The following is a 15,042-nucleotide window of genomic DNA, read 5'->3' on the forward strand; positions in this document are numbered from 1 at the left end:
GTCGATGATCGGACCGCCGAAGGCCTCCCGCTGGGTGGCGTAGGTGGTGGCGTATTCCAGCGCCGCTCGCGCGATACCGATCGCCTGCGCGGCAACCATCGGGCGAGTCTGCTCGAAGGTGCCCAATGTGGCTGAGCCGGAACGTTTTCCACCCGCGACTACCTCGCGTGCCTTGGCGAGTTTGTGCTCGAGCTTCTCCTGCCCGCCCAGCAGGTTGTCTTCGGGAACCCGGACGCCGTTGAATTTCAGCTCGGCGGTGTGCGAGGCCCGGCAGCCGAGTTTGTCGAGCTTGCGCACCAGCTCCAGGCCTGGCGCGCCGCCCGGCACGATGAACAACGCCTGGCCGCGGTGGCCGAGTTCTTCGTCGACGACGGCGTTGACCACGTGAACGTCGGCGATGCCACCGTTGCCGATCCACATCTTGTGGCCGTCGATGATCCAGTCGCTGCCGTCGCGTTTGGCCGTGGTCCGTAGATTGCGGACATCGCTGCCGCCTTCGGGCTCGGAGATCGCCAGCGCGGCGAGCTTGAGGTCGCCCGGCGAGCCGAAGCACTGCGGCGCCCACTCCAGCATCTGCTCGGGGGAGGCGGCCTGGCCGATCGCCGACAGCGCCAGCGCCGGCATGACGATCGCCAAACCGATTCCGGCACAACCCCAGAACAGCTCTTCCATGAACATCGGCAGCGAAAGCCCGGTCGGATCGCCGATGAGATCGCGATAGAACAGCGGACTGTAGAAGCCGCGCTGGGCGGCCTCTTCGAGCACCGGCCAGGGGAACTCTTGCTTCTGGTCGTAGTCCAGGGCCACCGGCCGGATGACCGATTCGGCGAACTCGTGGGCCCGCCGGGCCAGGTCGTGCTGCGCCGCGGTCGGCGTCAGGTCGAACGTCATGAGAGGCCCCCCGGGTCGGTTGACCTCTTATTACCCGCTGCCGACGGATTCAATCCCGCCGCTGCGCCGGCGCCATATCAGGCCGCCGAACGCGGCCCGACCTGGCGAATGGGCAGATGAAACACGGTGGCGGTGGCCGGCGCGGTGTCACCTTGGCGCCGCGTCAACAAGGCGGCATTCTCGGCCAGCTGGCGAGGGCTGATCTCCCCAGCGGCGATTCGGCGCAGGGTGGCATGCGCTTGCGCCAGCTGCTCGCGCTTGCGGTATTGGCCGCCGGGCAGCTTGATGCCGGCCCAGACGCCGTATTCCTCGCGGTTCTCCACCGCATACTTCGCGCACAACCGCTGCTGCGCCAACGGGCAGCGCCGCAGGCACTGCAGCCGGGCCTCGGTGGCCGACTGCTCGTAAGCACGCGCCTTGGCGGCGCCGTCGCCGCCGTCGTCGTCGGCGTAGCCGAACCACATCTCCGGGTTGACCGAGCATGGATGCGCCATCTGTCCGCCTTCCTTTGCACTGAAACGTATGCGGAATCGTATACAGACGAACCTGAGTTTGGCAAGAGAAAGACTACGAAAACGTATAACACCTGAACAACATATACGTCTGTGTAGTATCCGGATATGGCCGGAGCCGCACGGTGAGCCGCGAATCGGCCGGGGCTGCGATCCGGGAATTACGTGAGGCGCGCGACTGGTCCCTGGCCGACTTCGCATCGGTCACCGGCGTGAGCATCATGGGCCTGAGCTACCTCGAACGTGGCGCCCGCAAGCCGCACAAAGGCACAGTTCAGAAGGTAGAGAACGGACTTGGCCTGCCGCCGGGCACCTACTCGCGGCTCGTGGTGGCCGCCGATCCCGCCGCCGAGCTCGAACGTCTGACCGCGCCTACGCCGCCGGAGCCGCCCCCGCCGCAGCGGATCACCGGGCCGATCGTGGTAGACCGGCACACCGACACCGACATGCACGAGGAATACGCCGCAGCTCAGCTCGATGCGCTCAACTCGTTGATTGACCATGTGCCTGTGAGCACATCAAACGAATATGAGACGTATATTCTCTCTGTGATCGGACAGTGTGTGAAGGCCGAGATGCTGGCCGCTAACTCCTGGCGCAAGGTGGTCAACGCCGACGCGGCATCGGCAGGACGGCTCATGCGGCATCTGCAGGCATTGGAAGCAACTCGGGGAGCGCTCATCGAGCGCATGCCGATGAGCCTCAGTGCGCGTTTCGATCGGGCCTGCGCGGAGTCGTCGCTGCCTGAGTCGGTGATCGCGGCGCTGATCGGGGTCACCGCCGCCGAAATGTGGGACATCCGCAACAGGGGAGTCATCCCACCCGGAGCGCTTCCGAGGGTCCGGGCATTCGCCGATCTTGCCGACGAGACCGACGTTGACGCTGCGATCGACGAGGGGGAGCAACAGTGAGCGGAAACGAGTTGGCAGCCTTGAGCCGTGCCCATCAGCTGTTCGCCGGCCGCACCCGGCCACTGCCGGTGGACGCCCGACCGGCGCCGTACGACCGACTCCTGGAACGCGCCGCGGCGCTTAATACCGCGGCGGGACAAGGCGTCTACCAGTCAGCGGTGAACCGTAGCCGCGACGATCTGCGAGCCGCGGCGAGGGCGGACGCCGCGGTGGCCGCCACCGTCGAGGAGGCCCACCGCGATCACGCCAAAGCTCAGGGGTTGACCAAGGGGGTTCTCGACGAGGCCCGCGCCGATACGGCGGTGCCGGACAACCCGATCGCTCAGCGCGAAGCGATCCGTCGCCGGGTAGCCCGATTGCGGGCACAGCAGGCGCATGTGCTGGCCGCCCGCCGCAAATCCCGTCGTCATCGGTCGAGATGGCGCGCGGTGCGCTATCGGATGCTGCACCACGGCGCCTACCCGGCGGGGTTGCGGCTGCCGCCCCCGAACAGCCGCGCGGGTATCGCGGTGCGGGCGGCGCTGTCGCGGCTGGGCCGGCCCTACGTGTGGGGCGCGACCGGCCCGGACCAGTTCGATTGTTCGGGGTTGACCCAGTGGTCCTATGCGCGGGCGGGAATTCACTTGGACCGCACCACATATCAGCAGATTTTCGACGGTGTCCCCATCCCGCGCTCGCATGTCCGTCCGGGCGACCTGGTCTTCCCCACCTCGGGACACGTGCAACTGGCGATCGGCAACAACCTGGTGGTCGAAGCACCCCACTCCGGCGCCTCGGTGCGGATCAGTCCGCTCGGCACCGGCGTGCAGATCCGGCGTCCAACGGGGTAAGGCGATGGTGGGCGAGCACGGACAAGGGATGCCAGAGCAGGCCGGACGCTCGATAGTCGCGATCGGTGAGCAGCAGGCCGCGCTGTCGACGCGGCATGCCGCAGTCGCCGACGCCGACCGGGCCCTGGCCGAGGCGCTCGCCGAAGCGCATGCGGCAACGGTCGAAGCGCTCGGTCGCCTGGATGGAATCGCGGCCGAGATCGACGGTGCGGTGGCGAATCAGGCCGCCCTCGGGCTCGATACCGCGATGGGTGCGCGTGAGTTCCAGAAGTTCCTGATCGCCAAGCAGCGGGAAATCTCGGCGGTGGTGTCGACTGCTCGCGAACTCGGCGACGCAAAGAAGGCCGTCCTGGAAACATTGCGTGAGCACTACACCGGGTCGGCCGGCTAGCGCCTGAGCGGCGCCGGGGTGTGCACACGAGTGAATTGTCGACCAGGGGTCCCGTGGCTACTGTCGCACCATGTTCAGGCAGGACAGCGATGACAACGCCTGACGACGCGCCCGCCCCCGAACATCAGGAGGGCGATGCGGCGGACGCAATCAGAAATGCGGAAGTTGCTCTGGCACATCAGAACTCGACAACCGCACAGGTCGATCTGCAAGTAGTGACAGCAGTTCTCAACGCACACCAGAAGACCGCCGCCGGCACGCAAGCCCTGAACAGACTGCAGCGCGACATCGAGGGCGCCGTGGCAACGCGGTCGGATCTTGACACACCGGCCGGAGCCCGTGACTTCCAGCGATATTTGATCGGCAAGCTGCGAGATATCCGCGCAGTGGTGGCCAGCGCGAGCCTCGACGACACCTCGAACTCGGCGCTGATGGCCGCGTGGACGTCGCTGTACAACTCGACGCAGCCCGGCACCGATGCCACCGACGACAAGCGCCCGGCTGCGGGATCCGAACCCGCTGCGCCGGAGCCCAATGCCGCCCAAAGCCGCCCGCCTACAACCGAACCCGACCCCGACCCGTATTTCGGTGCACTGCCTGAGGACGATCTCGGCGTGCCGCCCGAGGACATGCCGCCGCACGCACCGGCGCCGACCGCCGAGGCGGCTCCCGGCGTTCCCTCATTCGGCGGCGGCGGTCTGCCGGGCGGGGCTGGGTGGGGGATGCCCGGGGGATTGGCGCTACCCGGGCCCCTGCCGAGTGGTGACGAGCAACTGGCGCCGAAGGACCTCGACGATGCGCGGTTGAGGTCCGACGAGCCCGAGGACCGGTTGGTGTCCGACGAGGACGATCCCGAAGGGGCCGGGCATGAGCACGCCGAGCCTGCCGCCGGGCCGACGACCGCGACGCTGCCCAACGGTGAAACGCTCACCGCCGCCAGCCCACAGCTGGCCGCCGCGATCGAGGCCGCGGCGAGCGGGACGCCCATCGCGGACGCGTTCCGGCAGGAGGGTATGACCATCCCGCCGCCGGGTACCGCGGTCAGGGATCCAGTAGACACGTCGCAGCTTTCGCCCGGCGATATCGGCATGTTCACCGACCGTCACGCGCTCGCGCTCGGTGACAGCCGGGCGCTGCTGAACGGCCAGATCCAGCACATCTCCACCGTGAACGGCCCTGGCTTCCTAGGCTGGGAGCACCCTCCGGTGCCGGTCGGCGCGCCCGAGCCGCACAGAACCGAACCACCGGCGCCCACCAGGCCGGCGAGCGCCGACAGAACCGAGACCGCGTAGAAGTAGTCCGGCTCGCGCCGGCACGTCAGAAGGAGACAGCGGATGGCAGACCGAATCCACGTGGTGCCCGCGCACTTGCGTGAAGCCGCCGGCCACCACAAGGAGACGTCCGAATATCTGCGAACCCTGCCGTCGTCGCACGAGGCAATTCAGCAGAGCCTGGACTCGCTCGGCCCGATCTTCGGCGAACTGCGGGAGGCCGGACGGCAGCTGCTCGAGCAGCGGCGGCTCTGTTACGAGCAACAGGCCGACAATCACGCGAACATCGCCGACAACCTGACAAAATCGGCCGGCATGTGGGAACAGCACGAGGCAGACGCAGCCGAGAAACTCGACCGTATCTCCGACGACGGTCGATGACAGAGGCCGATCCTGCATTCGACACCGTCCATCCGAGCGGCCACATCCTGGTCCGCTCATGCCGCGGTGGATACCTGCACAGCGTCACGCTGACCGAGGCCGCGATGAACACCGACGCGCAAAGCCTGACGGAGGGCATCCTGCTCACCGCCGACGTCTCCTACCTCAAGGCGGTGATGGAAGTCCGCGGCGAAATCGTCGCGGCCGGCTACACGCCGTCAGCCGAGGTTCCCACCACGGATGATCTCGACGTCGCGATCGAAAGGCTCGTCGCGCATGAATTACCCCGGCGTGACGACACCAACTGAATAACTAGCGAATCCAAGTCTTGACGGCGTCGCGATCCGGGGCGATATCGGTGGGCGGCTCGACAGGATTGGCGCCGAACAACTCTCGCGCTCGGCCCAGCAACGCACGCACTTCATTCAACTGCTGCTGCAGCCCCGAATCAGCCACACGCTCACGCTACCCAGATGCCGTTATCCGCACAATTCACCCCCCGTTTTCCACCAACAACAGCGCAGGAGAGACACCGGCGATGACGGTAGGCTTGGCCGGTGGCAATCTTCGGTCGGAATACGGCGCGTCAGCGCCTCCGGAGAGCTGCCCAAGAATCGCTGAAGATCCCCCCTTTCCGGTCGCCGGTTGACTGCACGCCGTGGGTTACCGGCGGGCTGTGGCCTGCTGAGCTGTCGACAGTTACCGCCGAGACCGCTCCGCTTGTCAAATACTTGAAGGCCGACTTGCAGCGGATAGTCAATTCGGCGAACGAAGAACTCAAGAACATTCGTTGCGTGGGATTGGTCGATACCACCCGACAGGCAGAAGAAGCCCGGGTCATCAATGATGCCCGCGCCTTCGCGGTGAGACGAGTCGAATCGACAGTTCGTCACCTTCACAACATGAAATCGAAATTGCCGACGGAGTACCGGCCCGTGAATGGCGCCGTCGACACCGAGAACACAACGCGATTCAAACTCGCGCCGCCGCGACCGAAGCCGACGCCGGCCATCGACACACCCGCGCCGGCGCTGCCGCAACAGGACTTGCAGCCGGCGCCCCCCGTTGAACAGCCGGACAGCTGGGAACCTGAACCGCTGGACGACTGGGAACCGCCCGCGGCCGAGCCCGCGGAGCTTGAAACCGCGAAGCATGAATCGGCGGCCCCGGAAACGTTCGAGCATGACACCGTCGAACCGGAGATCGCCGAGCCGCAGGAATCGCAGCCGAGGCACGCGTTGGAATCCGACGACACCGAGGTTCTCGAGGAGCTCGCGTCGGTGCTGCAGGAAATCACGCCTCTCACCGGGGTGCCGGTTGAGCCGCAGACCGTTGAGCCGCAGACCGTTGAGCCGCAAACCGTTGAGCCACTGGCCGTTGAAGTACCGACCGTTGAGCCGCACACCGTTGAGCCGCCGAGCCCGGTGCCTGCCACCAGTCACGCGGACCCGGGGATAAGCGACACCGAGGCCACCCGCTATCAGCCGGTGGTCGAGCCTGCCGAATCGGAGCGCGACCGGCTGGAACGGCTGCTCAAGTTCGTGGCGCGGCAAGAACCCGGGTTGCGCTGGGCCGTCGGCACCCGTGAGGACGGCACCACATTGCTGGTGACCGACCTTGCCCACGGCTGGATACCGCCCGGAATCACATTGCCCGCCGCCGTCCGGTTGCTGGAGCCGGGCCGCCGCACGGGCACCGCGACGGTGTTGCTCGGCCAGACGACGTTGTCGGCGAAGTACGCCCCCGGCGACCCGCTGGGCTGGGCATCCGACTACGAGGTCACCGACACCTCGTCGCAGCCGCGCGAGCTGCCGGATGTCGACGATCTGGGCTGGGTACTCGGCGAGGCGACGCATTGGCGTGATGGCCTGCCGCGGATGGTCAACACGTTGGCCAAGGCGGGTGCCGCAGGCACCGGCGTCGTGGATGCCGAGATCGACGTTCTGCGGGTCTACCTGGACACGTCGCGATACCAGCTATTGGCGCAATACCCCGACATCGATCAGGGCCTGCTGCTGAATTGTCTACTGCTGGCCGCGACCGAAGGTATCGCCACGAAGAATCAGGTCAGCGCGAACTACCACTTCTCCTGGTTCCAGCGGCTGAGCGCGCCACCAGCCAGCGGTTGGAAAGCCGGCCCGTGACAAGCTGCGATGCTCAAGCCTGCGGGCAATGAATTGACGCTGTTCGGAGGGGTCTAGATACTGTCATGATGCCGGGGCCGGGCAGTCGCGCGCAGCTGAGCGACAAGGATCTGGTCGAATCGGTTCTGCGTGAGCTGAGTGAGGCCGCCGATAAGTGGGAGGCGCTCGTCGGCCAGGCCGAGACGGTCACCTACAGTGTCGATCTCGGCGATATTCGCGCGGTCGCGAATGCCGACGGCCGACTGGTGGAATTGGCGTTGCATCCGACCGTGATGTCGGGCTACACCCATGGTGAGCTGGCCGACCGGTTGAACCTCGCTATCGCCGCGCTGCGGGAAGAAGCCGAAGCCGAGAACCAGGCCCGGTATGGAGGGGCCCTGCAGTGACGTGGGATTTGTTGTTGCGCAATGTAGTTGAGCGGCAGGCGGATGCTGATCGCTCGCCGGAAGGACACTGACCGTGCCACTCAATCTCTCCAACCGGGACCAGAACTCGGGGCACCTGTTCTACAACCGCAGGTTGAAGGCCGCGATCACGCGGTTCTCGGTGCGGATGAAGCACGATGACCGCAAACAGCAAGCGGCAGTGGCACTGTCGATGGTCTTCGTGCTGATCGGCATCGGCTGGATGGCACTGCTGCACGTGATGAAACCCGCCGGTCTGGTCGGGCAGTCCGCGATCATCGGGAACCGCGACACCGGCGCGGTCTACGCGAAGATCAACGGCCGGCTGTATCCCGCGCTCAATCTGACGTCGGCGCGGCTGGCCGTCGGCAACGCTGCCGCGCCGACCTGGGTGAAGGCAGCCGAGATCGCCAAGTACCCGACCGGCCCGATCGTCGGCATTCCCGGTGTGCCGGACAGCCTGACCGTCACCGCGAACTCGGTCTCGGCGTGGTCGGTGTGCGACACCGCGCCCACCCGGGGCAGCGGAACGATGCCACTGGTGACCGCGATCGCCGGCGAGCTCTCGACGGGCGGCCGGGCGGCCGCAATGGGGCCGACGCAGGCCGTCCTTGTCACGCACAAGGGCGCGACCTATGTGGTGTGGGGTGGCCAACGGTCCCAGATCGACGCAGGCGACCGATCGGTCACCTTCAACCTGGGGCTGGATGCCGGCGTCACCTATCCCGTCGAGATCTCCAACGCGCTGTTCGACGCGATGCCGGCGACGGAACCCCTTGTGATTCCGCTGATCCCGGAGCTCGGGACGCCGTCGACCTGGCTACCGGGATCGCCGGTCGGCAGCGTCCTGGAGACGCGCGACGCGAACGGCGTCGTCACCGGCTTCTACGCACTGCTGACCAACGGGGTGCAGAAGATCACCAGCTTCGTCGCCGACCTGTTGCGCACCGCAACCGCCCAGGCGTCGGCCACGCCAACCCTGATCTCTCCGGACAAGCTGATTCACATCCCGGCCGTCGATGTCCTCAACGTCGGTTTCTATCCGTCTGGCAAGCTGAATTTCATTGATACAGCCGTCAATCCGGTGACCTGCGTCGCGTGGCAGAAGCAGACGACCGACCCGCAGGCGACGATCACCATCGTCAGCGGACGCGGTCTGCCGGTGCCGATCAGCATGGATCCGCGCCTGGTTCGGCTGGTGCGCGACGACCGTGCGCCGGAATCAGTCGAGGCCGACCAGGCACTGGTGCTGCCGGGCGCGGCGAATTTCGTCGCGACGACCAGTGGTGTCCCCAGCTCGGGTAGCCGCGAGAGCCTGTATTGGGTTTCGCCGCAAGGGGTTCGATTCGGGGTGCAGTGGGACAGGAAGACGCTTGAGCCGCTGAGCCTGGATCCGGGCAGCGCCGTCCAGGCGCCGTGGCCGATCGTGCGCACGTTCGCGGCCGGCCCGGCCATCAGTCATGACGGCGCGCTGCTGGCGCGCGACACCCTCACCGGCGGCGGAGCGGTGGCGCAGGTTCCGGAAGCCAACCCACAAGCGGGAGGTTAGGCATGTCCAAGCGCGGTTTCGTACGGGGCGCCCGCAAACCGGCCCCGATGGTTCCGCCGGTGCGGGTGGCGATCGCACCGCCATTGGCGTTGCCAGAACGCGAACCCCGGAACATCCTGCTGATGATCGCGCTGCCGGCGCTGCTGGTCGGGATCATCGGAACCCTGGTGGTGATGTACACGTCCGGAGTCCGGTCGCTGCAGTCCGGCTTCTTCCCGATGATGGGGCTGGCCGGTTTCGGCGCTTTGATGTTCAGCGGGCGCTTCGGCCGCGGTCGGCGAATCTCCTGGGGCGAGCAGGAAAAGCAGCGGCGTATTTATCTGCGCCAGCTCGACGAGGACCGCGAAGAAGTTCAGCGTGCCGCACAAGAGCTGCGTCGTAGCCAGCTGTTCGTGCACGGTGACCCGCAGCACCTGGACACCGTGATCGGTGGGCCACGGATGTGGGAGCGCCGCCCCGATGATCCGGATTTCCTGGATGTCCGCCTCGGCACTGGCATCCAGCAGGCCAGCGACTCGGCGGTGTCGCTGCAGTGGCCGGAGGTGCCGATCGGTGAGGAGCTGGAACCGGTCACCGGCGGCGCGCTGCGCGATTTCATCCTCGAGCAGAGCAAGATTCGCGGCATCGGCAAGGTCTTGAATCTGCGGTCCAAGCCCGGCTTCAGTTTCATCGGCCCCGAGCCCGCCGAACTGCACAACCTTGCGCGGTCGATCCTGTGTTCGCTGGCTGTGTACCACAGCCCGAATGACCTCAAGCTGATGGTGGTGACCCGCCATCCGGAGCTGTGGTCGTGGCTGGTGTGGCTGCCCCATAACCAGCACGACGAGATGTTCGACGCGTGTGGCTTGCGCCGGCTGCTGTTCGCGTCGCCGACCGAGCTGGAGGAGGCGCTCGACGCCGAGCTGCACCGCAAGGGCCGCGGGCCGTGGACACCGCCGGTCGGCACCAGCCCGACGTCGATGCCCTCGGCAATGGAGTCATCGGGCACCCGGCTCGGCCCGCACTGGGTCATCGTCGACGACAACATCGGAACGCCTGAGCAGTGGGAGGGCGTGACCGGGCAGAAAGGCATGGCCGGAATCACGGTGTTGCGGTTGGCGACCCGACCCGGTCTCGGCGTCGGTTTCGCCGACGAAGATCAGCGTTTCGATCTGCGGGACAGGCACCTCTATCACCGCGACGCGTTCTACGCGGTCGCCGACATGCTTGCCGAGAGCACCGCCTACCGCTACGCGCGGGCACTGGCGCGCTGGTCGCCGATGAGCGCGGGGGAGTTGTCGGAAACCGACAGCCAAGCAGGCGAATTGCTACGGGCGCTGGGTATCAACGATCCACGTCAACTCGACGTCGACCGGCTGTGGGCCGACAGTCGCGGACGCGGCGATGCGAAATGGGCGATGGTGCCGGTCGGAGTTAAACCCGGCGGCGAATTGCAGTACGTCATCTTCCGCGCAAAAGACTTCGGCGGCTTCGGTTTCCACTCCGTCGTGATTGGAACGTCGGGATCGGGCAAGTCGGAGTACTTCCTGTCGCTTGCCAACGGCATCGCGCTGACGCACTCGCCCGAGACGTTCATCCTGATCTTCGTCGACATGAAGTTCGAGTCCGCCGCCCAGGACTTGGCGGGCCTACCGCACGTCGCGGGATCGCTGTCCAACCTCGGCAAGGACGACCGGCACCTGGCCGAACGGATGCGCAAAGCGATCGACGGCGAAATCCACCGGCGCTACCGGCTTTTCAAAGAGGCGGGTGCACGTGATGCCAACGAGTACGAGGAAATGCGGCTGGCCGGAAGGGATCTCGAGCCGGTCCCCATTCTGCTGGTCATCATCGACGAGTACCTCGAGCTGTTCCACCACCACCAAGAGTGGATCCAGCTGGTTATTCACATCGGTCAGGAAGGTCGTGGCTGTAACGTCTTCTTCACCCTTGGCGGTCAGCGTCTCGACCTGTCGTCGCTGAGTAAAGCCAAGAGCAACATCGCCTTCCGGGTCGCGCTGCGCGCGGAGACGGCCGAGGATTCGCGCGACGTCATCGGTAGCGACGCCGCGTTGCACCTGCCGTCGAAGGAAAACGGTTACGCGCTGATGAAAGTCGGCCCGCGTGACCTGGAGCCGTTCCGCTGCTTCTACCTGTCGGCGCCGTTCGTGTTGCCCAAGAAGGTGACGAACGTCAACCGGACCATCGACGTCAGCTTCTCCCAGCCCCGGCCACTCACCTGGGCGTACCAGCCGCTCAGCGCCGAAGACACCGCGGCTCTCGCCGTCGCCGATGAGCCCGACGAGCCCGACGAGTTCCTGTTCCACGCCGACGGCTTCAGAAAGAAAAAGCTGCTCGACGTGATCCGGGATTCCCTGGTGTCGACCCAGGCTCGACTGCCGCACCAAATATGGCTTCCCCCATTGGAAATCAGCGAACCGGTAGATGCGCTGGTCAGTTATTGGCGTGGAAAACCCTGGCACGTCGACTACGGGCAGAACCCGGGTCTGACCCTGCCGATCGGGATCGTCGACGTTCCCGAGGATCACACGCAGCTTGTGCATTCGATCGACGTGGAGATGGACAACGTGATGGTGGTTGCCACCGCGCAGCGCGGAAAGAGCACCACGTTGATGACGTTGATGGCGTCGGCCGCGCTGATGTACCGCCCGGAGCGGGTGACGTTCTTCTGCATCGGGGCGTCGCTGTATCCCATGGAAGAGTTGCCTCATGTTGCCGGTGTCGTGAGCCTCAACGACACCGAAGGGGTGTCGCGAACAATCGCGACGATCGAGGGATTGATTCGCGCCCGAGAGGCGTCGTTCAAGCATTATCAGATCGACATCTCCGAATTCCGGGAACGACGTTTCGGCGCAGCCGGCGGCGGCGGGACCGATCCGGAAGACAAATTCGGCGACGTCTTTCTCATCATCGACAACTACGGCGACCTCTACGAGAAAGACTTTGCGACGGGTGATCGCGCGATCGCGATTGCCCGGCAAGGACTTTCGTACGGCGTACACGTCATGACGAGCGCCAACGGCTGGTTCGTTGGCCAGAAGCAGGGCCTGCTGAATGTGTCGAACGCACGCATCCAGCTCCGGCTGAGTAACCCCGACGAGTCGCAGATGGGTAGTTCGATGGATCGGCGCAAAGCCGCGCGCAACACGCTGGACCGGCCCGGTTTCGGCCTGACCCGGGATGGCCACGAGTTGCTGATCGGGGTACCGGAGGTCACCGGAACCGAGAGTGAGCGAGTGACTGCCCGGGGTATCGGTGCGGTCATCGCTCAAGTCACCGGTGCGGACCGGGTGGAGCAGCTGTCGCGGCTGCCCGAGCGGGTGGCGTTGACGCAGATCAGCGAGGCCTACGACCGCACCGCGGCAGGGGCCGACCCGCTCAACATCCCGTTCGCCATCGGGGAGAGCGGGTTGCAACCGGTGGCGCTGCCCGCTGGGGCACTGCCCAACATGCTCGTGATGGGCCGCCAACTCTGCGGCAAGACGACGACGCTTGCGGCCATCGGCCAGGCGATCACTCAGCGCTTCACTCCCGAGCAGGCCCAGATCACCGTGATCGACCCCAAAACGACGCTGATCGGAAAGATCCGGGGCCCGCACGTGCGCGCCTATGCCTACACCGCGGACGACATCGATGCGGTGATCGCCGAGTTGACCGCTCAACTGCGGGATCGTCTCCCACCGTCGGGTCTGACGCAGGAGGAGCTGCTCAACCTGAAGGCGTGGGACGGCCCGCGCCAGTTCGTCCTGATCGACGACGAGCACGAACTCAGGCCGCACAACCAGGTGGTGAAACCGGCAGCGACAGCACCGCTACTGCCGCTGATCGAGCGCAGCCGGCAAATCGGTTTGCACGTGATAGCTGCCCGGCTGCCTGGCAACTGGGCCGGTCAAGTCGTGATGAATCCGTTCTTGCAGAAAATGACGGGATCTCGGTCGCCCATCTTGTTCATGGACAACGATCCGGCAAATGTGAAAGTTTTTGCGCGGATCAGCGCTCATCAGTTGCCGCCCGGGCGTGGCCTATTGGTCACGACCGAGGGCGATATCGAGGGAGTGCTGGTGGGGACACCTGAATCGGGTGAATAGCCATTTGAAAGGCGTTGCATAGTTCGCGTGTACGCGAAAAGAGAAAACACTTTAGACTCTGGTAATCCCGCAGGGGAGTTCTGCGGATCAGAACACGGGAGACAAACATGTCGATGTTCGATGTTTCGCCGGAGGCCGTGAACCTGTCGTCGTTGACGGAGTCGGTGGTCACCGGGGAGATGGCGGCCACCACCGCGGCTGGTTCTGCGGCCTTGACCGGCGTTGTGCCGATGGCGGCGTCCGCCGATGATGCAGCGTTCGCCTCCGCGATGGCCGGCGCCGGCGGCGCCTACCTCGGCGTGGCCGGGGCACACTTCGGGCAGCGGGCCTCATACGCGACCGGGCAGAGCATGTCGTCGATCAGCTATGTGCTTCAAGAGCTGATCAGCGCCGCCAAGTTCTCGTTCTAGGCGCGGCATGCCACTCGACCCACGATGGGTCGCTGCGCCGCCCGAGATCGTCGCGCTGATTTTTGAGGGTGGTCCCGGCCCTGAATCGATCGTCGCCTACGCGGCGGTGATGGCCACCGAAGCGGCCAGTCATCAAATGGGAATGGCGGTGTCCGCCACCAACATCGCGACCACCAGCGCGTCGTGGACCGGCCTTGCCGGTACCGCCAACGTAGCCAGGGGAACCGCGCTCAACATGGGTGGGCTGGAGCCGCTGGCAGGACACTGCGCCAAACACGTGATGCTCGCCCAAGCCGCGGTGGACGCCTACACGATGGCCTCCCCTTCGGTTATTCCATCGGTGGCATGCCAGGCGAACCGGGACCTGTGGGGCGTACTGAACGCCACCAACTTCTTCGGCCAGAACACCCCGGGAATCGTTTCGCAGGATCTCCAGTATTTCGGCGACTACTGGCCACAGAACTCCAGCGTCGGCCTGTTGTATGCCACCACGTTGGGCTCGATCGCGGCCGCGGCTGCTGTTCCGCCGCCGGCCGTCGCCGGCGACGTGGCACCGGCGGGCCTGGGTTCCGCCGCCAGCCTCGCCGGGCAGGTCGGCAGCACCGCGGGCCAAGACGCCGCCCAGGCATCGACTACCGCCGGCGGGCAGCTCGCGAGCGCCGGATCGGCGCCTTCTGAGGCCGCCAACCAGATGACATCGATGCTCGGGCAGGGTCCGCAGCTGATTTCCGGTGCCATGCAGCCGTTGACTCAGATGACTCAAGCGCCGATGCAGATGGCGCAGAGTGGACTCGGCCCGTTGCAAAGCATGATGGGCATGTTCACCGGGGCGAATGCGCCGGCCGGAGCGGCGGAAGCCGCGGGGCTTGAGGCGATGGGCGCGCCACTCGGCGGGGCCGGGGGAGCCGCGGCCGGCGGAATGGGCGCCGGCGGCGCGGGGGTCGGTGGGCTGAGTTCCAGCGCCGCAAGCCTGACTAGCTTCACCTCGCCGGCCAGCACGTTCGAGCCGGAGAGCGGGGGCCGGCCGACTGGACGGGCGGGTGTGCTGAACGCGGCGGACCTGAAGAGCCCGACGACTCGCGCCGCGGGTGGTTCGGCCATGCCGATGTCGCCGGCCGGGATGCTGGGGCGCGGTGAAAGCCCATCCGGTGACAAAAAGGACGATGTCACGCATGCACGGATCGTGGTGAATTCAGATCACCAGGATCCCCAACGGACGGACCTATAGCGCGCTGCGCGCGCCTAAATATGCAGCCATTG

At 66.0% G+C, this 15,042-nt stretch carries 15 protein-coding genes; 12 read left to right on the forward strand and 3 right to left on the reverse strand.

The features are described 5' to 3' along the window. Both VGH54_RS00745 and VGH54_RS00750 read right to left on the reverse strand, forming a co-directional pair. Positions 1 to 891 (reverse strand): acyl-CoA dehydrogenase family protein (locus VGH54_RS00745; protein WP_331510030.1); only part of this gene is annotated, 891 nt, incomplete at its 3' end. A 77-nt stretch (positions 892 to 968) separates the two neighbouring features. Further along, entirely contained in the window at positions 969 to 1,385 is a 417-nt protein-coding gene (locus tag VGH54_RS00750) for a WhiB family transcriptional regulator (RefSeq protein WP_331510031.1), read from the reverse strand. A gap of 143 nt (positions 1,386 to 1,528) precedes the next feature. On the opposite strand from VGH54_RS00750, the gene VGH54_RS00755 reads away from it, so the two are divergent. The 6 genes from VGH54_RS00755 to VGH54_RS00780 all read left to right on the forward strand — a co-directional run bounded on the left by VGH54_RS00755 (position 1,529) and on the right by VGH54_RS00780 (position 5,495). Continuing rightward, the gene (locus VGH54_RS00755; protein ID WP_331510032.1) at positions 1,529 to 2,314 is read left to right on the forward strand and encodes a helix-turn-helix transcriptional regulator; all 786 of its coding nucleotides are present in this window, start codon (positions 1,529 to 1,531) and stop codon (positions 2,312 to 2,314) included. Next, on the forward strand, positions 2,311 to 3,144 hold the full coding sequence (locus VGH54_RS00760) for a C40 family peptidase (RefSeq protein WP_331510033.1): 834 nt from the start codon (positions 2,311 to 2,313) through the stop codon (positions 3,142 to 3,144). The genes VGH54_RS00755 and VGH54_RS00760 overlap by 4 nt, the downstream gene beginning before the upstream one ends. Positions 3,145 to 3,172: 28 nt before the next feature. Next, a complete protein-coding gene (locus VGH54_RS00765; protein ID WP_331510034.1) occupies positions 3,173 to 3,535 on the forward strand; it encodes a DUF4226 domain-containing protein in 363 nt (120 codons plus the stop codon). A gap of 89 nt (positions 3,536 to 3,624) precedes the next feature. Further along, positions 3,625 to 4,827: a DUF4226 domain-containing protein gene (locus VGH54_RS00770; protein ID WP_331510035.1), complete on the forward strand. Its 1,203-nt coding sequence runs from the start codon at positions 3,625 to 3,627 to the stop codon at positions 4,825 to 4,827. 42 nt (positions 4,828 to 4,869) lie between these two features. Next, positions 4,870 to 5,187: an ESX-1 secretion-associated protein gene (locus VGH54_RS00775; RefSeq protein WP_331510036.1), complete on the forward strand. Its 318-nt coding sequence runs from the start codon at positions 4,870 to 4,872 to the stop codon at positions 5,185 to 5,187. Continuing rightward, complete coding sequence (locus VGH54_RS00780; protein ID WP_331510037.1) at positions 5,184 to 5,495, forward strand: DUF2694 family protein; 312 nt, start codon at positions 5,184 to 5,186, stop codon at positions 5,493 to 5,495. The genes VGH54_RS00775 and VGH54_RS00780 overlap by 4 nt, the downstream gene beginning before the upstream one ends. 4 nt (positions 5,496 to 5,499) lie before the next feature. Here the strand turns inward: VGH54_RS00780 and VGH54_RS00785 are convergent, their stop codons facing one another. Further along, on the reverse strand, positions 5,500 to 5,643 hold the full coding sequence (locus tag VGH54_RS00785; protein WP_325675913.1) for a hypothetical protein: 144 nt from the start codon (positions 5,641 to 5,643) through the stop codon (positions 5,500 to 5,502). Between the two features lie 446 nt (positions 5,644 to 6,089). On the opposite strand from VGH54_RS00785, the gene VGH54_RS00790 reads away from it, so the two are divergent. From VGH54_RS00790 to VGH54_RS00815, 6 genes are all read left to right on the forward strand, one after another. Continuing rightward, positions 6,090 to 7,331 (forward strand): DUF5631 domain-containing protein, encoded by a 1,242-nt coding sequence (locus VGH54_RS00790; protein ID WP_331510038.1) that lies wholly within the window; start codon positions 6,090 to 6,092, stop codon positions 7,329 to 7,331. A gap of 65 nt (positions 7,332 to 7,396) precedes the next feature. After that, a complete protein-coding gene (locus tag VGH54_RS00795) occupies positions 7,397 to 7,717 on the forward strand; it encodes a DUF2710 family protein (protein ID WP_414688607.1) in 321 nt (106 codons plus the stop codon). A gap of 73 nt (positions 7,718 to 7,790) precedes the next feature. Continuing rightward, on the forward strand, positions 7,791 to 9,284 hold the full coding sequence (gene eccB / locus VGH54_RS00800; protein ID WP_331510040.1) for a type VII secretion protein EccB: 1,494 nt from the start codon (positions 7,791 to 7,793) through the stop codon (positions 9,282 to 9,284). Between the two features lie 2 nt (positions 9,285 to 9,286). Further along, entirely contained in the window at positions 9,287 to 13,372 is a 4,086-nt protein-coding gene (gene eccCa, locus VGH54_RS00805) for a type VII secretion protein EccCa (RefSeq protein WP_331510041.1), read from the forward strand. A 107-nt stretch (positions 13,373 to 13,479) separates the two neighbouring features. Beyond that, complete coding sequence (locus VGH54_RS00810; protein WP_331510042.1) at positions 13,480 to 13,782, forward strand: PE family protein; 303 nt, start codon at positions 13,480 to 13,482, stop codon at positions 13,780 to 13,782. Between the two features lie 7 nt (positions 13,783 to 13,789). Beyond that, positions 13,790 to 15,010 (forward strand): PPE domain-containing protein, encoded by a 1,221-nt coding sequence (locus VGH54_RS00815; protein ID WP_331510043.1) that lies wholly within the window; start codon positions 13,790 to 13,792, stop codon positions 15,008 to 15,010. Positions 15,011 to 15,042: the final 32 nt, after the last annotated feature.

Source organism: Mycobacterium sp. (assembly GCF_036488105.1).
In the GTDB taxonomy this organism is placed as follows: domain Bacteria; phylum Actinomycetota; class Actinomycetes; order Mycobacteriales; family Mycobacteriaceae; genus Mycobacterium.